This is a genomic window from Streptomyces sp. NPDC055254 (assembly GCF_053606025.1).
The window spans coordinates 65,602-83,145 of record NZ_JBSGQV010000019.1; the positions used below are offsets into that span (position 1 = coordinate 65,602).

Sequence of the window (17,544 nt, forward strand, 5' to 3'; positions counted from 1 at the left end):
GCCGGCCGGGGGCCGGCCATCCCGCCGCCGGCAGGGGTCAGAAGCCGAGCTTGCGAAGCTGCTTGGGGTCCCGCTGCCAGTCCTTGGCGACCTTCACGTGCAGGTCGAGGAAGACCGGGGTCCCGAGCAGCGCCTCGATGTGCTTGCGCGACTTCATCCCGACCTCCTTCAGGCGGGCGCCCTTCGGGCCGATGATGATGCCCTTCTGACTCGGCCGCTCGATGTACACGTTGGCGTGGATGTCGAGCAGCGGCCGGTCGGCCGGGCGGTTCTCGCGCGGGATCATCTCCTCGACGACCACGGCGATGGAGTGCGGCAGCTCGTCCCGTACGCCTTCCAGCGCGGCCTCGCGGATCAGTTCCGCGACCATCACCATCTCGGGCTCGTCGGTCAGGTCGCCCTCGGGGTACAGCGGCGGGCTCTCCGGCAGCAGCGGCGCGATCAGGTCGGCCAGCAGCTGGACCTGGCTGTCGCCGACGGCCGAGACGGGGACGATCTCGGCCCACTCGAAGCCCAGCTCGGCGCCGAGCTGGTGCACGGCGAGGAGCTGTTCGGCCAGCGCCTTGGACTCGACCAGGTCGGTCTTGGTGATGATGGCGATCTTGGGGGTCTTCTTGATCCCCGCGAGCTCCTTGACGATGAACTTGTCGCCGGGGCCGAGCTTCTGGTCGGCGGGCAGGCAGAAGCCGATCACGTCGACCTCGGCCCAGGTGGTCCGTACGACGTCGTTGAGGCGCTCGCCGAGCAGCGTCCGCGGCTTGTGCAGGCCGGGCGTGTCGACGAGGACGAGCTGCGCGTCGGGGCGGTGCACGATGCCGCGGACGGTGTGGCGGGTGGTCTGCGGCCGGTTGGAGGTGATCGCGACCTTGGTACCCACGAGTGCGTTGGTGAGGGTCGACTTCCCCGCGTTGGGGCGGCCGACGAAGCAGGCGAAGCCCGCACGGTGCGGGACGGTGGACTCGGGGGAACGATCGCTCATACGGGCCATTCTCCCCGATGCGGCTCCCAGCGCCGACCAGGCCGCGGCGACGAGGGCGGGACCGGCCGCGAGGACGGTGGGCAGCAGGGGGCGCGCGGCGTCGGCGGCACCGCTCTGAGCTGTGGTTCCGTCCGCCCGGGCGCGTACCGTCACCTCGGGTCGTTCCGCCGCGAACGCACCGTCCCAGCGGGCGCTGAGGCGGACTTCCCGCCCCCGGGAGCAGTTCGGCCGGCGGTCCGGTGAGCCCGCGTCCGGGAGCAGTTCGGCCGGCAGTCCGGTGAGCCCGGGTCTCGCCCGGAGCCCGCGTATCGCCCGAAGCCCGCCTCTCGTCGGGAGCCCGCGTCTCCTCGTGCGGCCCGGGCGTCCAGGTCTCCTCCTCCCGCTCGGGCGTCCGGGTCTACTCGGACGTCGGGGTCTCCGCCCCTGCCCGGAACGTGCGCCGGTAGGCGGTCGGGCTGACGCCGAGCGCCGCCTGCACGTGCTTGCGCAGCGACTGGGCCGTGCCGAAGCCCGCCTCCCGTGCCACCTGCTCGATCGGCAGGTCCGTCCGCTCCAGCAGCCGCCGCGCCCGCTCCACCCGCTGGCCCACGATCCACTGGCCCGGGCTGACCCCCGACTCCTCGCGGAAGCGGCGCGTGAAGGTCCGTACCGACATGGCCTCCTGGCGGGCCATGTCCGTCAGCCGCAGTGGCTCGTGCAGCCGGTCCAGCACCCACGCGCGGGCCGCGGTGGTACTGGCGAGCTGCGGCTGCGGCATCGGGCGCTCGATGAACTGCGCCTGCCCGCCGTCCCGGTACGGCGGTACGACGGTGCGCCGGGCCACGTCGTTGGCGACGGCGGCGCCGTGGTCGGCGCGCACGATGTGCAGGCACAGGTCGATGCCGGCGGCGACCCCGGCCGAGGTCAGGACGTCCCCGTCGTCGGTGTAGAGCACGTCGGCGTCCACCCGTACGGCCGGGAAGAGCCGCTGGAAGTGTTCGGCGGAGGCCCAGTGGGTGGTGGCCGGACGGCCGTCCAGGTACCCGGCGGCGGCCAGGACGTAGGCACCGGTGCAGATGGAGACCAGCCGGGTCCCGGGGCGGATGTGCGCGAGGGCCTCGGCGAGCTCCGGCGTGAGCCGGCCCTCCTCGTACACGGGACCGAGCTCGTGCGAGGCGGGGACCACCACGGTGTCGGCGGTGGCCAGCAGTTCGGGGCCGTGCTCCACGGCGATCGCGAAGTCGGATTCGGTGCGCACCAGGCCGGGGGCGAGGCCGCAGGTCGAGATCGTGTAGAGGGGCTGTCCGGCCGGGTCCGCGGCCTTGCCGAAGATGCGGTGCGGGATGCCGAGCTCGAAGGGCAGCAGCCCGGCGAGGGCGAGCACGGCGACGTGGTGCGGCGGCTTCGCGTCCATGGCCCGATCGTAGCGAACGATGACAGTCAGGCCACTTTCTCGTCGGGTCCCGGGCACCGGAAGCTGTCTGCGTGACGCAGACAGCCCCCCTCACCACTTCTTCGCCGCCCGCCCCCCGGCCGGCCGGACGGATTCACCGCGCCTGGTTCGTCGCGGTCGTCGCCTTCGTGACGATCATCGGCGCCGCCGGCTTCGCCTCCCTGCCCGGACTGCTCGTCGAGCCGCTGCACACGGAGTTCGCGTGGTCGCGCGGCACCATCGGCCTCGCCGTCTCGGTCAACCTCGCGCTGTACGGGCTCACCGCGCCGTTCGCCGCCGCGATGATGGACCGCTTCGGCATCCGCCGGGTCGTCGCGACGGCCCTGCTGGTCATAGCGGGCGGTGCGTTGGCCACGGTGTGGATGACCGCCGCCTGGCAGCTGATCCTGTTCTGGGGCGTGCTTGTCGGCCTCGGCAGCGGCTCGATGGCCCTGGCCTTCGCGGCGACGGTGACCAACCGCTGGTTCGTCGCCCGGCGCGGGCTGGTCACCGGCATCCTGACCGCCGCCGGCGCCTCGGGGCAGCTGGTCTTCCTGCCGCTGCTGGCCTGGTTGGTGGAGGACCACGGCTGGCGCCCGGCGACCGTGACCGTGGCGCTGTCCGCGCTGGCCGTCGTCCCCTTCGTCTGGCTGCTGCTGCGCGACCATCCGGCGGACGTGGGGCTCGCCCCGTACGGCGGCGACTACGCGCAGAAGCCCGCGCCCGTCCCCGGTGCGGCGCGGCGGGCGGTGGCGGTCCTGTTCAAGGCGGCCCGGACCGGCCCGTTCTGGCTGCTGGCGGGCACCTTCGCGATCTGCGGAGCCTCGACGAACGGCCTCATCAGGACCCACTTCGTGCCGTCCGCCCACGACCACGGCATGCCGGTGACGGCGGCCGCCGGGCTCCTGGCCGTGATCGGCGTCTTCGACGTCGTCGGCACGATCGCCTCGGGCTGGTTCACGGACCGTTTCGAGGCCCGGCGGCTCCTGGCGGTCTACTACGCCCTGCGCGGGATCTCGCTGCTCTTCCTGCCGATGCTGCTGGCACCGTCGGTGCGGCCGCCGCTGATCTTCTTCATCGTCTTCTACGGCCTGGACTGGGTGGCGACGGTCCCGCCGACGATCGCCCTGTGCCGCGAGCACTACGGGGACGACAGCGCGATCGTGTTCGGCTGGGTCCTGGCCTCGCACCAGATCGGCGCGGCGGTGGTGGCCTTCCTCGGGGGCGTGGCGCGGGACGTCTTCGGCTCGTACGACGTCGTCTGGTACGCGTCGGGCGCGCTGTGCGCGGTGGCGGCGCTGATGTCGATGGTCATCCGCCGCCACCAGCCTCCGGCGGCCCCCGAGCCTCACCCCGGGCCCCGGCCTCCCGGCCCCGCCCCGGTGTGAAGCTCCTGCTCGGCCACCGGCCGAGCCCCGCGGTCGACTCCGATAGCAGGCGGGCCCCGGGTCAACTCCGGTTCCAGGCGGGCCCGGGGTCGGCTCCGGTTCCAGGCGGGCCCCGGGTCGACTCCGGTTCCGGACTCGGCCCCCGGCCGGCTCCGGGTCGGGCCCGGGCTCCCGGCCCGGCCCCGGTTTCCGGCTCGCGCCCCTGAGGGACGGGGTGAGGATCGGGTGCCGGGGTTACGGGCCTGCCGGGGTGGTGGACTTGAGGGTGCCGTCCGGGGCGGCCAGCAGGATGGGGGTGTCCGGGCCGCCGAGGTCGCGGACGGCCGCGCGGTCGGCCTCGGCCGGGGCGTCCGCCGCGCTGACGACGGCGGCGGCCTCCAGCGAGCGGGCCCCGCTCGCCACCGCCATGGCGACGGCGGTCCGCAGCGCGCTCAGCCGGAGCGAGTCGAGCTCCACCGTGCCGGCGACGTAGGTGCGGCCCGTCTCGTCCCGCACCGCCGCCCCCTCGGGCACGCCGTTACGGGCCCGGGCGCTGCGCGCCAGCGTGATGATCTTGCTGTCCTCGGGGTCGATCCCGGTGCTGTCGGTCATGGACGGAAGCATAGGGAGCGCCCCGGCGGGGCCGTGCAACGACCCCGCCGGGGCACCTCCACCGCACCGCACGTCACCCGCACCGGCACCGGCGCCGCCCGTCACGCCCGGTCGAGCCGCAGCCGTTCCGCCTTCGGCAGTCCCGCCACGACCAGGTCGTACGAGTCCTCCACCAGCTCCCGCACCAGCCCCTCCGGCAGGGCGCCCGGGCCGCCGACGGTCACGGTGTTCCAGTGCCGTTTGTTCATGTGGTAGCCCGGGACGACCGCCTCGTGCTCGGCTCGCAACCGCACCGCCTGCTCCGGATCGCACTTGAGGTTGACCTTCAACGGCTCCGCCTCCAGGGCCACCAGCGCGAACACCTTGCCCAGCACCTTGAACACCGAGGTCTCCGGGGTGAAGGGGAACTCCTCCACCGCCGCGTTGAAGTCCAAGCACAGGTCCCGCAGTTCCGCCGGCGTCATTCGCCCTCCTCTCCCGCTGTCTCCGCCACCGCGACCGGCTCCACCAGCACCGTCACGATCTTGTTCCGCCGCCCCGCCGGGGACTCGGCCGTCAGTCGCAGCGGCCGCCCGTCCGGCAGGTCCACCACTGCCGAGGCGCCCGCGATCGGGACCCGGCCCAGCGCCTTCGCCAGGAGGCCGCCGACGGTCTCGACGTCCTCGTCGTCGAAGGCCTCGACCTTGAACAGCTCACCCAGGTCGGTGATGTCGAGACGTGCCGTCACCCGGTAGCGGTCCCCGCCCAGCTCCTCCACCGGCGCGATCTCCCGGTCGTACTCGTCGGTGATCTCACCGACGATCTCCTCCAGGATGTCCTCGATGGTGACGATCCCGGCCGTGCCGCCGTACTCGTCGATGACGACGGCCACGTGGTTGCGCACCTGCTGCATCTCGCGCAGCAGATCGCCCGCGTTCTTCGTGTCGGGCACGAAGACGGCCGGCCGCATCGCCGTCGACACGAGGTCGGACTCCGCCTCCCGGCTGATGTGGGTCTTGCGGACCAGGTCCTTCAAGTACACGATGCCGACGATGTCGTCCTCGTTCTCCCCGGTCACGGGAATGCGCGAGAACCCGGACCGCAGCGCGAGCGTGGTCGCCTGCCGGGCCGTCTTGTACCGCTCGATGCAGATCAGGTCGGTCCGCGGCACCATCACCTCGCGCACCAGCGTGTCGCCGAGCTCGAAGACCTGGTGCACCATCCGGCGCTCGTCGTCCTCGATCAGCGATTCCTTCTCCGCCAGGTCCACCATCGCGCGCAGCTCCGCCTCGGAGGCGAAGGGCCCCTTGCGGAAGCCCTTCCCGGGCGTGAGCGCGTTGCCGATGAGGATCAGCAGCTGCGGGATCGGCCCCATCACCCGGGCGAGGGGGACGAGGACGTACGCCGCCGCCGTCGCGGTGTTCAGCGGGTGCTGGCGGCCGATCGTACGGGGGGACACGCCGACGGCGACGAAGGAGACGAGCACCATCACGGCGATGGCCACGAGCAGCGCGGTCCAGTTCTCGCCGAACTCGTCGAGGCACATGTACGTGACGAGCACCCCCGCCGCCATCTCGCAGGTGACCCGGACCAGCAGCGCCACGTTGAGGTAGCGGGTGGGGTCGGAGGCCACCTGGAGCAGCTTGTCGCTGCCGCGCCTGCCCTCGCGCACCGCCTGCTCGGCGCGGAAGCCCGAGATGCGGGCGATCCCGGACTCGGCGCAGGCCGCGAACCATGCCACCACCACGAGCAGGACCGCACCGGTGATCAGTTGCGGGGCGTTCACGAGACGGTCGGGGCCGGTGACGGACCGGTCATGCCGCGCTCGCCGCGCCAGCCGTCGACGATGGCCGCCTGGAGGCCGAACATCTCGGCCTTCTCGTCCGGCTCCTCGTGGTCGTAGCCGAGCAGGTGCAGCACCCCGTGGACGGTCAGGAGCTGGAGCTCCTCGTCCATGGAGTGCTGCGTCGGCGCGTCCTCGCCCTGCTTCTTCGCGACCTCGGGACAGAGCACGATGTCGCCGAGGAGACCCTGCGGGGGCTCCTCCTCGTCCTTCGTCGGCGGACGGAGCTCGTCCATCGGGAAGGACATGACGTCGGTGGGGCCGGGCAGGTCCATCCACTGGATGTGGAGCTGCTCCATCGCCGCCTCGTCGATGACGATGACGGAGAGCTCGGAGAGCGGGTGGATCCTCATCCGGGTGAGCGCGTAGCGGGCGATGTCGAGGATCGCCTGCTCGTCGACCTCGGTTCCGGACTCGTTGTTGACGTCGATCGACATGGTGCGCTGAGTTCTACTTCCCGTGTTGGCCGCCCCGGCCGCCACGGGCGTCCGGGGCCTGCCGGCTGTCGTACTTCTCGTACGCGTCGACGATACGGCCGACCAGCTTGTGCCGGACGACATCCTCGGACGTGAGCCGCGAGAAGTGGACGTCCGGGACCCCGTCGAGGATCTCCTGGACCTGGCGCAGCCCGGACTTGGTGCCGTTCGGCAGGTCGACCTGGGTGACGTCACCGGTGATGACGATCTTCGAGTCGAAGCCGAGCCGGGTCAGGAACATCTTCATCTGCTCCGGGCTCGTGTTCTGCGCCTCGTCGAGGACGACGAACGCCTCGTTGAGGGTGTTGTGCGTCAGCAGGTGATCCTGGGTGACGTAGAGGGAGTCCTCGGCCGCGACCTGGATGCAGACGGCTTCCTCCCGGCCTGCCGGCTCGATGGAATCGATGAAGCGCATCGGGCGCCCGTCGCCGCCGGCCGCGTGGTACGCGTCCCGCTTGCGGGTGAGGCGGAAGGGCTCGATGCCCTCGGGCAGACGGATGTCGACCACGTGCGTGTCGTACCGGGGGGCGGCCGGGGCAGTGTCCTGCCGGCGCCCCTCGGCCGCGCGACGCCGGGTGGAGGCCACGCCGCCGAGCGACTGCACCAGGGCGATCACGTCGTCCCGCAGGACGATCGACGCGGTGGAGTACTGGATCCGGCAGGTGCGGTCCCGCTGAGCGACCGGTTCGCCGTCCGAGTCGAGCAGCCCCTGGAGCACCGCCAGACGGACCTCAGCCGTGTTGAAGAGGTAGTCGTCCGGGACGGACTCGGAGTGCGACCGACCGCGGTGCGGATCCAGTTCGCGCATGGCCCCGGTGACGGGGTCCTCCAGCGTGACCACGTCTGCGGGGGCCGTCGCCCGGTCGAGCACGTGGTCGGGACCACCGCTGTGCCGGACCGTGATGCCGGGAAGCAGCGCCCGCAGGGAGCGGACGAGCTCCTCGTCCTCCGTGGCGAAGGACGCCGTGGTGGATCCGGTGAGGCACCCGTCGCCCAGCAGCAGACCCAGCGCGTACGGGTCCATGGGGACCTCTCGCTCGGGGAAGGCGACCGGAGCGGTCAGCAGCGGCAGCTCGTACCGGCGGGCGTGCGCCGCCCGGAGGTTGCCGATCATGTCCTTCGTCTCAAGGACCCGCCACGGCTCGTCGCCGCGCCCGTCCGATGCCGCACGGACCGTCCACAGGTGCTCACCGCAGCACAGGGTCCAGGAACCGTCCTGGGCGGTGACGCGGTAGATGTCCCTCTCGCCCTGGGGGTACACGCCCAGGACCGGCGTCGGCTCGCCGTTCGACCCGATCACGAGGTCCCCGACGCGGAGATCGCCGATGGGCCGCCACCCGTCCGGCGTCAGCACGTTCGTGAAGATCGGCTGGCTGCGGCCGCGCATGTAGGCCAGCGGGGCCACCTCGATGGTCCCGGCGGCCATGAGGCGCGGGATGGAATCCGGGTCGATCATGTCGTGCAGCGCGTCGTAGAGCGGGCGCAGGTACGGGTCGATCTTGTCGAAGAGGGTGCCCGGGAGGAATCCGAGCCGCTCCCCCGCCTCGACGGCGGGCCGGGTCAGGATGATCCGGCTGACCTGCTTGGACTGCAGGGCCTGCACCGCCTTGGCCATGGCCAGGTAGGTCTTGCCCGTACCGGCGGGGCCGATGCCGAAGACGATCGTGTTCTTGTCGATCGCGTCGACGTAGCGCTTCTGGTTCAGGGTCTTGGGACGGATGGTCCGGCCCCGGCTGGAGAGGATGTTCTGGGTGAGGACCTCGGCCGGGGTCTCCTGCGGCCCGTCGCCGTTCGCGTTGCCGTTGCCGCTCGCCTTGAGCATGGCGATGGAGCGTTCCACTGCGTCCTCCGTCATCGGCTGCCCGGTGCGGAGCACCAGCATCATCTCGTCGAACAGGCGCTGGATCAGGGCGACTTCCGCCGCTTCGCCGATCGCGCTGACCTGATTGCCCCGAACATGGATGTCGGCCTTCGGGAAGGCCTTCTCGATCACGCGCAACAGGGCGTCACCCGAGCCGAGTACGGTCACCATCGGGTGCGTGGCCGGTACGGTGAAGTGGGCTCGCGCCTGCCCCGGCGCGGGGATGTGGGCTGTCGGTGTCTGAGTCATGGGCCGGCACTGTGGCCTGCGCATACCTCCCGCTGAGGGGCCGCGCCGATCGACGACCTCCGGACTACCAAGCGTACGTCTCCGCAGCGGCTTCCCCGAGAGGTTTTACGGGCCCGGACGGGTCCCGCGCCCGGCCCGGCACCGGCGGTCCCCCCGAGGTGGCGGCACCCACGCGTCGGCGCGCCACTACACCGGGTACCGGAATCCGATGGTCGGCACCGCCCGGCGGCGCGCGGCGGGGGTGGAGCCGGGCGGGATCAGGTCGTCCAGGAAGCCGTAGCGGCCGCGCAGCTCGTCCGGGGCGGCTCGCCACCAGTGGGCCACCTCCGGCCAGCCGGGGGCGGACAGCGAACCGCCGAACTCCTGGACCGAGAGCGCCGCCGTCAGGCCGGCGAAGGCGAGCCGGTCGGCCAGCGGCCAGCCCGCCAGGGTTCCGGTGACGAAGCCGGCCACGTACACGTCGCCCGCCCCGGTCGGATCCAGCGCGTCCACCGTGATTCCCGGGACCCGCGCCGTCTCGCCGGTCCGCCCGTCCACCGCGTACGAGCCCTCGGGCCCCATCGTCACCACCGCGATCGGCACCTTCTCCGCCAGTGCCCGGGCGGCCGCGAGCGGGCAGTCGGTCCGGGTGTAGCGCATGGCCTCGCCCGCGTTCGGCAGGAAGGCCTCGCAGTGCTCCAGGTCGCCCAGGGCGCCCAGGTCCCAGCGGCCGCTCTCGTCCCACCCGACGTCCGCGAAGACCCGCGAGCCGCGCCGCGCGGCCGCGCCGACCCAGTCCTCGCCCCGGCCCGGTCCCAGCGAGGCCACGGCCGCCCGGGCCCGCGGCGGGCACTGCGGGAACGGTCCGGGGCCCGCCGGCGGCGGGGCCTCGTGGCCGTGCGAGACCATCGTGCGCTCGCCCTCGTAGGCCATGGAGACGGTGACGGGGCTGTGCCAGCCCGGGACCGTGCGGGACATCGACAGGTCGATGCCCTCGCCCTGTTCGAGGGCGTCCCAGCAGTACTCGCCGTAGTGGTCGTCCCCGAAGGCCGCGGCGAGCGAGGTGCGCAGGCCGAGCCGGGCCAGCGCGGTGGCCATGTTGGCCACCCCGCCGGGGCTGGATCCCATGCCGCGCGCCCAGGACTCCGTACCGCGCACGGGAGCCGAGTCGAGGCCGGTGAAGATGATGTCGAGGAAGACCGTTCCGGTCAGGAAGACGTCACAGCCCGGTTCCTCGGGATCCCGCACCGGCCCGAGCGGGTCCACTGCTGAGCGGCTGTCGAGGCCGTCCCGACTGGTCACGGTGTACTCCCCGTTCTTGAAGGGTCGTTTCTGCGCGAGGGTTTCCGGTGGAAAGCCGCCAGGCCCGCCCGGCCCGGACGGGCCCAAAACACAGTGTGTCCCAGATCACTCCCGGAATGCTCTTCTCCGCGAGGTCCCCCGGGGGCGCGGCGGAGCCGCCGCGGCTGACCGGGGCCCCGGCGGGAGGCTCGAAACGGGCCGGGGACCCGGCCTCAGGTCCGCTTCGGCAGCGGTACCCGCATCAGGTCCGCCGCCACCGTGAGCTCACCCTCGAAGCCCGCGGCGCGCGCCTGGCGCTCGAACTCCGACGGGTCCGCGTACCGCTGCGAGAAGTGCGTCAGCACCAGGTGCCGGACCCCCGCGTCACGGGCCGCGCCCGCCGCCTGGCCGGCGGTCAGGTGGCCGTGGTCGGCGGCCAGGCCGGCGTCCTCGTCGAGGAAGGTCGACTCGATCACCAGCATGTCGCAGCCCTCCGCGAGCGCCTCCACGCCGGGACACATCCGGGTGTCCATGACGAAGGCGAACCGCTGCCCCGGCCTGGGCTCGCTGACCTGGTCCAAGGTCACCTCCCCCAGCCGCCCGTCGCGCTGGAGCCGTCCCACGTCGGGCCCCTTGATCCCGTGCCGCGCGAGCAGTTCCGGCACCATGCGGCGCCCGTCCGGCTCGGTGATCCGGTAGCCGAAGGACTCCACCGGGTGCGACAGCAGCCGTGCCTCCAGGACGTACGACGCCCCGCGCGCCAGCGTCCCGTTCCCGGTCACCGGCCCCTCTTCGAGCAGGACCGTCTCCCGGTAGGCCGTGGCGTACCGCAGCCGGTCGAAGAACTTCTGTCCGGAGGCCGGGTAATGCGCGGCCACGGGGTGCGGGACCCGGTCGAGGTTGATCCGCTGGATCACCCCGGCGAGGCCGAGGCTGTGGTCACCGTGGAAGTGGGTGACACAGATCCGGTTGATGTCGTGCGCGGCCACCCCGGCGCGCAGCATCTGGCGCTGGGTGCCCTCGCCCGGGTCGAAGAGGATGCCCTCCCCGTCCCAGCGCAGCAGGTAGCCGTTGTGGTTGCGGTGGCGGGTCGGGACCTGGCTGGCGGTCCCGAGCACCACGAGTTCTCGTACGGACACGGCTATCCCGGCGGCCACTGGAGGCCGCGGCCGCCGAGGACGTGCGCGTGGGTGTGGAAGACGGTCTGGCCGGCGCCGGATCCCGTGTTGAACACGACCCGGTAGCCGTGCTCGGTGATCTTCTCGTCGCGGGCGATCTGGCCGGCCTCCCGCAGCAGGTCGGCGGCGAGGGCCGGTTCGGCCTCGGCGAGCGAGGCCGCGTCGGGGTAGTGCGCCTTGGGGATGATCAGGACGTGCGTCGGCGCCTGCGGGTTGATGTCCCGGAAGGCGACGGTCGTCTCGGTCTCCCGGACCACGGTCGCCGGGATGTCCCCGGTGACGATCTTGCAGAACAGGCAGTCGGCCTGCGGTTCCCCGGCCATTGCGGTGCCTCCCGTGACGGTGGTGATCGGTCCGGGCATCGTATCCAGCCCGTCCCGCACCGCGACGCCCCCGGCCCGGCCGCCGTTCAGGACCACCGTCGCGGCCGCCCGTCACGACCCGTCCCGGCCACCCGTCGGGACCACCGTCCCGTCCGCGCGTCAGGACCACCGTCCCGTCCGGGCCAGCAGGACCGCCGTCGCGGCCGTGCCCGCCGTGGAGGTGCGAAGCACCGAGCGGCCCAGGCGGTAGGGGCGGGCCCCCGCCCCGGCGAAGACGGCCAGCTCCTCCGGGGAGACCCCGCCCTCGGGGCCGACCACCAGGACGATGGAGCCGGCCTGCGGCAGCGGGGCCGCGGCCAGCGCCTCCGAGGGGGTGTCGCGGTCCTCGTGGAGGACCATCGCCAGATCGGCGTCGGCCAGCAGCGCCGCCACCTGCTTGGTCGACAGGGCCTCGGCCACCTCCGGGAAGCGGACCCGGCGGGACTGCTTGCCCGCCTCGCGGGCCGTGGCCCGCCACTTGGCCAGGGACTTGGCACCCCGGTCCCCGCGCCACTGCGTGATGCAGCGCGAGGCCTGCCAGGGCACGATCGCGTCCACGCCGGTCTCGGTCATGGTCTCGACGGCCAGCTCGCCGCGGTCCCCCTTGGGCAGGGCCTGGACGACCGTGATCCGCACCCCGGGCTCCGGCTCGCGGCCGGCCGCGGACACGGCCACGACCAGCCGGTCCTTGCCCTCCGCCGCCTTGACGACCGCGTCGGCCCAGCCGCCCCGGCCGTCCGTCAGGACCACCGCCTCACCCGGGTTCAGCCGCTTCACGGACACCGCGTGCCGGCCCTCGGGGCCGTCCAGGACGAACTCCGGTCCCGCCGGGACCTCTTCGACCACGAACACGGGGGCGGTCATGACGCACTCCTCATCTGCATTGCTCTCAACGCGCTCTTCGCCTCGGCCAGTTCGGCTGCCAGTACTTCCACCAACTCACCGGCCGGCAACGTCCGCGCCAGCCGGTGCCCCTGCCCCGCCCACAGGGCCATGCCCTGCGGATCCCCGGCCGCCGCGGCCGCCTTGCGCAGGGCCGAGGTCAGGTGGTGGACCTGAGGGTAGGCGGCGGGGACGTAGGGACCGTGCTCGCGCACGAACCGGTTCACCAGTCCCCGCGCCGGCCGCCCGGAGAAGGCCCGGGTCAGCTCGGTCCGGACGAACAGCGGGTCCGTCAGCGCCTTCTTGTGCAGCGGGTCCGCACCCGACTCCGGGCACGCCAGGAAGGCGGTGCCGAGCTGCGCCGCCTCCGCGCCCGCCGCCAGCACCGCGGCGATCTGCGAGCCGCGCATCAGACCGCCCGCCGCGATGATCGGGAGCGACACGGATTCCCGCACCTGGGCCACCAGCGCGAGCAGCCCCACGGACGCCGTGCCGTCGGCCTGCGGGTCGTCGCGGTGGGTGCCCTGGTGACCGCCCGCCTCCACGCCCTGCACGCACAGGGCGTCGGCTCCCGCGTGCTGCGCGGTACGGGCCTCCTCGACGGAGGTCACGGTCACGGTGGTGCGGGTGCCCGCCTTCCGCAGCGCCGCCAGCGCCGCGGCCCCGGGACAGCCGAAGGTGAAGGAGACGACCGGGACCGGGTCTTCGAGCAGGATGGCGAGCTTCGCGTCGTAGCCGTCGTCGCAGGTGCTGTAGACGTCCTCGTCGGCGAGGGAGATCCCGTACCAGCTCGCCTCGCCGGCCAGCTGCCCCCGGTAGGCCTCCACCGCGGCCGGGTCGGCGCAGCCGGTCTGCGGCATGAAGAGGTTGACGCCGAACGGGCGCCGGGTCAGGGCGCGGACCTGCTTGATCTCCTGGTACATGCCGTCGGCGGTCTTGTACCCCCCGGCCAGGAACCCCAGCCCGCCCGCCTCGCACACGGCGGCGGCGAGCAGCGGGCTGGAGGCGCCGCCCGCCATGGGAGCCTGCACGATCGGGTAAGGGGTGAGACCGTTCGGCGAGGAGGACATGGACGCATCGTGCCACGTCCCGTGCGGGGGGCCGAATCATGGCATTCGCCTGGCATAGTCCGCTTCACCGAGCTCCGCCGGACATGCGCCGAGCCCGGCGCGGGGGCGTCCCCGGCCGGGCTCGTACGGTGTTCGGCTCGCCCGTCAGCGACCGTTGAAAGCGTCCTTCAAACGGCTGAACAGGCCCTGCTGGCCCGGCGCGAACTGGCCCGTGGGCCGCTCCTCGCCGCGCAGCTTCGCGAGCTGGCGCAGCAGGTCCTCCTGCTGCGGGTCGAGCTTGCTCGGGGTCGTGACCTCGACGTGGACCATCAGGTCGCCGCGCCCGCCGCCGCGCAGATGCGTGACGCCGCGCCCGTGCAGCGGGATCGACTGGCCGGACTGGGTGCCGGGCCGGATGTCGATCTCCTCCATGCCGTCCAGCGTCTCCAGCGGGCACTTGGTGCCGAGGGACGCCGCCGTCATCGGGATGGTGACCGTGCAGTGCAGGTCGTCCCCGCGCCGCTGGAACGTCGGGTGCGGCAGCTCGTGGATCTCCACGTACAGGTCGCCGGCGGGGCCGCCGCCGGGGCCGACCTCGCCCTCGCCCGCGAGCTGGATGCGGGTGCCGTTCTCGACGCCCGCCGGGATCTTGACCGTCAGGCTGCGGCGGGACCGGACCCGGCCGTCGCCCGCGCACTCGGGGCACGGGGTCGGGACGACGGTGCCGAAGCCCTGGCACTGCGGGCAGGGGCGGGAGGTCATGACCTGGCCCAGGAAGGACCGGGTGACCTGCGAGACCTCACCGCGGCCGCGGCACATGTCACATGTCTGCGCCGAGGTGCCGGGGGCGGCACCCTCGCCGGAGCAGGTGGTGCAGACGATCGCCGTGTCGACCTGGATGTCCTTGGTCGTCCCGAAGGCGGCTTCGTCCAGCTCCAGGTCCAGGCGGATCATCGCGTCCTGGCCGCGCCGGGTCCGCGAGCGCGGCCCGCGCTGCGAGGTCTGGCCGAAGAAGGCGTCCATGATGTCGGAGAAGTTGCCGAAGCCACCCGCTCCGAAGCCGCCCGCGCCGGCGCCGCCCGAGGAGGACAGCGGGTCGCCGCCGAGGTCGTAGACCTGCTTCTTCTGCGGGTCCGAGAGCACCTCGTACGCCGCGTTGATCTCCTTGAAACGCTCTTGCGTCTTGGGATCGGGGTTCACATCCGGGTGCAGCTCGCGCGCGAGCCGCCGGAATGCCTTCTTGATCTCGTCCTGCGATGCGTCGCGGCGCACGCCGAGAACGGCGTAGTAGTCCGTGGCCACTTACGACTCCGCCAGGATCTGTCCGACGTAACGTGCCACTGCGCGTACCGCTCCCATCGTTCCGGGGTAGTCCATGCGGGTCGGTCCGACCACGCCGAGTTTGGCGACTGCTTCGCCGCCCGAACCGTAACCGACCGAGACGACCGACGTGGAGTTCAGCCCCTCGTAGGCGTTCTCGTGCCCGATCCGTACGGCCATTCCCGACTCGTTGGCCTCGCCGAGCAGCTTGAGGAGCACGACCTGCTCCTCCAGCGCCTCCAGCACCGGCCTGATCGTCAGGGGAAAATCGTGTCCGAAGCGGGTGAGATTGGCGGTACCGCCGATCATCAGCCGTTCCTCGGCTTCCTCGACCAGGGTTTCGAGGAGGGTCGCGAGCACCGTGGAGACCGTGCCGCGGTCCTCGGCCTCGAAGGATTCGGGAAGGTCCTGGACGAGCGGCGGCACGTCGGTGAACCGACGGCCGACGACCCGGCTGTTGAGCCGGGCCCGCAGGTCCGCGAGCGAGGCCTCGCCGAATGGGCTCGGGCAGTCGATCAGCCGCTGCTCGACCCGCCCGGTGTCCGTGATCAGTACGAGCATCAGGCGCGCGGGAGCCAGCGGGAGCAGCTCCACGTGCCGGACGGTCGACCGGGTCAGGCTCGGGTACTGGACGACGGCGACCTGCCGGGTCAGCTGCGCGAGCAGCCGCACCGTACGGCCGACCACGTCGTCGAGGTCGACGGCGCCGTCGAGGAAGTTCTGGATCGCCCGGCGCTCCGGCGACGACAGTGGTTTGACCCCCGCCAGCTTGTCGACGAAGAGGCGGTAGCCCTTGTCGGTGGGGATCCGGCCGGCGCTGGTGTGGGGCTGGGCGATGTAGCCCTCCTCCTCCAGCACGGCCATGTCGTTGCGCACGGTGGCGGGCGAGACGCCGAGCCGGTGCCGCTCGGTGAGCGCCTTGGAGCCGACCGGCTCCTCCGTCCCGACGTAGTCCTGGACGATGGCGCGCAGCACTTCGAGTCTGCGTTCACTGAGCATCGCGCACACCTCCAGCTGTGGTCCGTTGCCTGCTCCGTTGGCACTCCGAGCGTTCGAGTGCCAGAGATCCCCCGCTCAGTGTACGGCCGGGTAGTAAGCCCCTGGCAAGGGAGGCCCGCCAGGGTAGCGTCGCCGTATGGACGTGCGTTGGGAAGAGGCGGGCTGGGAACGGCTGAGCGGACGGGCCGGTCGGCGCCGGCTGCCGGTGTGGGACTGCACCGTGGGGCTGGTGGTGGGGGACGATTCCGTCCTCCTGGTGGATCCGGGGTCGTCCCTCCGGGAGGGGGCGCTGCTGCGGGCCGAGGCGGAGCGGCTGACCGGGCGGCACGTGACTCATATCGCATTCACGCACGGACATTTCGACCACGTGCTGGGCGGAGCGGCGTTCGCGGGCGCCGAGGTGTACGGGGCGGTGGGGCTGGCGGGGGTGCTGGCCGGTGACCGCGAGGCGCTGCGGCGCTCGGCGGTGGAGCACGGGCTCCCGCAGGACGAGGCGGCGGAGGCCGTCGAACTGCTGGTGCTGCCCCGCCACCCGGTGTCGGGCGAGTGGACGCTGGAGCTGGGCGGGATCCAGGTGCTGCTGGCGAACGTGGGACCGGGGCACACCGGGCACGACCTGGCGGTCTTCGTGCCCGGCGGGCGGGAGGTGGTGTTCTGCGGGGACCTCGTGGAGGAGTCGGGCGAGCCGCAGGCCGGCCGGGACGCGATGCCGGCCCGGTGGCCCGCCGCCCTGGACCGGCTGCTGTCGCTCGGTGGCGACGACGCGCTGTACGTGCCGGGTCACGGAGCGGTGGTCGGCGCGGACTTCGTCCGTGCGCAACGCGCCACACTGGCGGCCCGTTTCGGCGTGTCGGAGGCGTGACCGGCGCCGCTCTCCTACTGTCGGCCGGATGCGCGAGTACTCCCCCGACCTGACCCCGCAGTGGAAGCGCCCCAAGGCCGTGCCGGAGGTGCCGGCGGAGCCCGACCTGGTGGTCGAGGTGGCGGGTACGGATTTCTGCGGCGCGGTGGTGGCCTGCGAGGCCGGCACGGTGACGCTGGAGGACCGGTTCGGCAAGCGGCGGGTCTTCCCGATGGATCCGTGCGGCTTCCTGCTGGAGGGCGCCGTGGTCACCCTGGTCCGCCCGCCCCGGGGGCCGGCGGCCGCGGCCCGTACCGCGTCCGGGTCCATCGCCGTCCCCGGCGCCCGGGCTCGGGTGGCCCGGGCCGGGCGGATCTATGTCGAGGGGCGGCACGACGCCGAGCTGGTCGAGCGGGTCTGGGGCGACGACCTGCGGATCGAAGGCGTGGTGGTGGAGTACCTGGAGGGCATCGACGAACTTCCCGCCGTCGTCGCGGAATTCGGCCCGGCCCCGGACGCCCGCCTGGGCGTCCTGGTGGACCACCTGGTGCCGGGGTCGAAGGAGTCCCGCATCGCGGCGGCGGTGACCTCCCCCGACGTCCTGATCGTGGGCCACCCGTACGTGGACGTCTGGCAGGCGGTGAAGCCGTCCGCGCTCGGCATCCCCGCGTGGCCGGCGGTCCCTCGCGGCCAGGACTGGAAGACGGGCATCTGCCGGGCCCTGGGCTGGCCGGAGAACACGGGGGCCGCCTGGCAGCACATCCTGTCGCGCGTGACCTCGTACAAGGACCTGGAACCGACCCTGCTGGGCGCGGTGGAACACCTCATCGACCACGTGACGGCGCCCTCGTAGGGCTAGGTCACGATCGCGGCGAA

At 72.7% G+C, this 17,544-nt stretch carries 17 protein-coding genes; 3 read left to right on the top strand and 14 right to left on the bottom strand.

The window, feature by feature from the left end; translation table 11 throughout:
• Positions 1-37: 37 nt before the first annotated feature.
• Both era and ACWFQ8_RS19635 read right to left on the bottom strand, forming a co-directional pair.
• Entirely contained in the window at positions 38-988 is a 951-nt protein-coding gene (gene era, locus ACWFQ8_RS19630; RefSeq protein ID WP_453787558.1) for a GTPase Era, read from the bottom strand.
• 388 nt (positions 989-1,376) lie between these two features.
• Positions 1,377-2,372: a GlxA family transcriptional regulator gene (locus ACWFQ8_RS19635; RefSeq protein WP_453787512.1), complete on the bottom strand. Its 996-nt coding sequence runs from the start codon at positions 2,370-2,372 to the stop codon at positions 1,377-1,379.
• A 71-nt stretch (positions 2,373-2,443) separates the two neighbouring features.
• Here ACWFQ8_RS19635 and ACWFQ8_RS19640 point away from each other — a divergent pair, with 71 nt between their 5' ends.
• Positions 2,444-3,778 carry an MFS transporter gene (locus tag ACWFQ8_RS19640; RefSeq protein ID WP_453787513.1) on the top strand — a complete coding sequence of 445 codons (1,335 nt, stop codon included), beginning with the start codon at positions 2,444-2,446 and terminating at the stop codon, positions 3,776-3,778.
• Positions 3,779-4,012: 234 nt separating this feature from the next.
• Here ACWFQ8_RS19640 and ACWFQ8_RS19645 read toward each other — a convergent pair whose 3' ends face one another.
• The 12 genes from ACWFQ8_RS19645 to hrcA form a co-directional block, all read right to left on the bottom strand.
• Positions 4,013-4,369, bottom strand: a complete 357-nt coding sequence (locus ACWFQ8_RS19645) for a cytidine deaminase (protein WP_453787514.1) — start codon at positions 4,367-4,369, stop codon at positions 4,013-4,015.
• 101 nt (positions 4,370-4,470) lie between these two features.
• A complete protein-coding gene (locus ACWFQ8_RS19650; protein WP_453787515.1) occupies positions 4,471-4,833 on the bottom strand; it encodes an MmcQ/YjbR family DNA-binding protein in 363 nt (120 codons plus the stop codon).
• Positions 4,830-6,134: a hemolysin family protein gene (locus ACWFQ8_RS19655; RefSeq protein WP_453787516.1), complete on the bottom strand. Its 1,305-nt coding sequence runs from the start codon at positions 6,132-6,134 to the stop codon at positions 4,830-4,832. Before ACWFQ8_RS19655 ends, ACWFQ8_RS19650 begins: the two co-directional genes overlap by 4 nt.
• On the bottom strand, positions 6,131-6,628 hold the full coding sequence (ybeY, locus tag ACWFQ8_RS19660; protein ID WP_453787517.1) for an rRNA maturation RNase YbeY: 498 nt from the start codon (positions 6,626-6,628) through the stop codon (positions 6,131-6,133). Before ybeY ends, ACWFQ8_RS19655 begins: the two co-directional genes overlap by 4 nt.
• 13 nt (positions 6,629-6,641) lie before the next feature.
• Entirely contained in the window at positions 6,642-8,777 is a 2,136-nt protein-coding gene (locus ACWFQ8_RS19665) for a PhoH family protein (protein WP_453787518.1), read from the bottom strand.
• 186 nt (positions 8,778-8,963) lie between these two features.
• Positions 8,964-10,058, bottom strand: a complete 1,095-nt coding sequence (locus tag ACWFQ8_RS19670; protein ID WP_453787519.1) for a carbohydrate kinase family protein — start codon at positions 10,056-10,058, stop codon at positions 8,964-8,966.
• Between the two features lie 212 nt (positions 10,059-10,270).
• Positions 10,271-11,176, bottom strand: a complete 906-nt coding sequence (locus tag ACWFQ8_RS19675) for a ribonuclease Z (RefSeq protein WP_453787520.1) — start codon at positions 11,174-11,176, stop codon at positions 10,271-10,273.
• A 2-nt stretch (positions 11,177-11,178) separates the two neighbouring features.
• Positions 11,179-11,538 (bottom strand): histidine triad nucleotide-binding protein, encoded by a 360-nt coding sequence (locus ACWFQ8_RS19680; RefSeq protein WP_453787521.1) that lies wholly within the window; start codon positions 11,536-11,538, stop codon positions 11,179-11,181.
• Between the two features lie 159 nt (positions 11,539-11,697).
• Positions 11,698-12,441, bottom strand: a complete 744-nt coding sequence (locus ACWFQ8_RS19685) for a 16S rRNA (uracil(1498)-N(3))-methyltransferase (RefSeq protein WP_453787522.1) — start codon at positions 12,439-12,441, stop codon at positions 11,698-11,700.
• Positions 12,438-13,529 carry a nitronate monooxygenase gene (locus ACWFQ8_RS19690; protein WP_453787523.1) on the bottom strand — a complete coding sequence of 364 codons (1,092 nt, stop codon included), beginning with the start codon at positions 13,527-13,529 and terminating at the stop codon, positions 12,438-12,440. Before ACWFQ8_RS19690 ends, ACWFQ8_RS19685 begins: the two co-directional genes overlap by 4 nt.
• A 144-nt stretch (positions 13,530-13,673) precedes the next feature.
• Positions 13,674-14,810: a molecular chaperone DnaJ gene (gene dnaJ, locus ACWFQ8_RS19695; protein WP_453787524.1), complete on the bottom strand. Its 1,137-nt coding sequence runs from the start codon at positions 14,808-14,810 to the stop codon at positions 13,674-13,676.
• Positions 14,811-15,827, bottom strand: coding sequence for a heat-inducible transcriptional repressor HrcA (hrcA, locus tag ACWFQ8_RS19700; protein ID WP_453787525.1), 1,017 nt, complete (start codon positions 15,825-15,827; stop codon positions 14,811-14,813). It lies immediately after the preceding gene.
• Between the two features lie 136 nt (positions 15,828-15,963).
• On the opposite strand from hrcA, the gene ACWFQ8_RS19705 reads away from it, so the two are divergent.
• Together ACWFQ8_RS19705 and ACWFQ8_RS19710 are read left to right on the top strand one after the other, a co-directional pair.
• Complete coding sequence (locus ACWFQ8_RS19705; RefSeq protein ID WP_453787526.1) at positions 15,964-16,689, top strand: MBL fold metallo-hydrolase; 726 nt, start codon at positions 15,964-15,966, stop codon at positions 16,687-16,689.
• Positions 16,690-16,717: 28 nt separating this feature from the next.
• The gene (locus ACWFQ8_RS19710; RefSeq protein ID WP_453787527.1) at positions 16,718-17,521 is read left to right on the top strand and encodes a DUF3097 domain-containing protein; all 804 of its coding nucleotides are present in this window, start codon (positions 16,718-16,720) and stop codon (positions 17,519-17,521) included.
• Positions 17,522-17,544: the final 23 nt, after the last annotated feature.

Coding starts and splice junctions, on each gene's coding strand:
- ACWFQ8_RS19645 (WP_453787514.1), bottom strand. CDS start 4,369: ATGACCGACAGCACCGGGATCGACCCCGAGGACAGCAAGATCATCACG.
- ACWFQ8_RS19680 (WP_453787521.1), bottom strand. CDS start 11,538: ATGGCCGGGGAACCGCAGGCCGACTGCCTGTTCTGCAAGATCGTCACC.
- era (WP_453787558.1), bottom strand. CDS start 988: ATGGCCCGTATGAGCGATCGTTCCCCCGAGTCCACCGTCCCGCACCGT.
- ybeY (WP_453787517.1), bottom strand. CDS start 6,628: ATGTCGATCGACGTCAACAACGAGTCCGGAACCGAGGTCGACGAGCAG.
- ACWFQ8_RS19650 (WP_453787515.1), bottom strand. CDS start 4,833: ATGACGCCGGCGGAACTGCGGGACCTGTGCTTGGACTTCAACGCGGCG.
- ACWFQ8_RS19665 (WP_453787518.1), bottom strand. CDS start 8,777: ATGACTCAGACACCGACAGCCCACATCCCCGCGCCGGGGCAGGCGCGA.
- ACWFQ8_RS19705 (WP_453787526.1), top strand. CDS start 15,964: ATGGACGTGCGTTGGGAAGAGGCGGGCTGGGAACGGCTGAGCGGACGG.
- ACWFQ8_RS19635 (WP_453787512.1), bottom strand. CDS start 2,372: ATGGACGCGAAGCCGCCGCACCACGTCGCCGTGCTCGCCCTCGCCGGG.
- ACWFQ8_RS19710 (WP_453787527.1), top strand. CDS start 16,718: ATGCGCGAGTACTCCCCCGACCTGACCCCGCAGTGGAAGCGCCCCAAG.
- ACWFQ8_RS19690 (WP_453787523.1), bottom strand. CDS start 13,529: ATGTCCTCCTCGCCGAACGGTCTCACCCCTTACCCGATCGTGCAGGCT.
- hrcA (WP_453787525.1), bottom strand. CDS start 15,827: ATGCTCAGTGAACGCAGACTCGAAGTGCTGCGCGCCATCGTCCAGGAC.
- ACWFQ8_RS19685 (WP_453787522.1), bottom strand. CDS start 12,441: ATGACCGCCCCCGTGTTCGTGGTCGAAGAGGTCCCGGCGGGACCGGAG.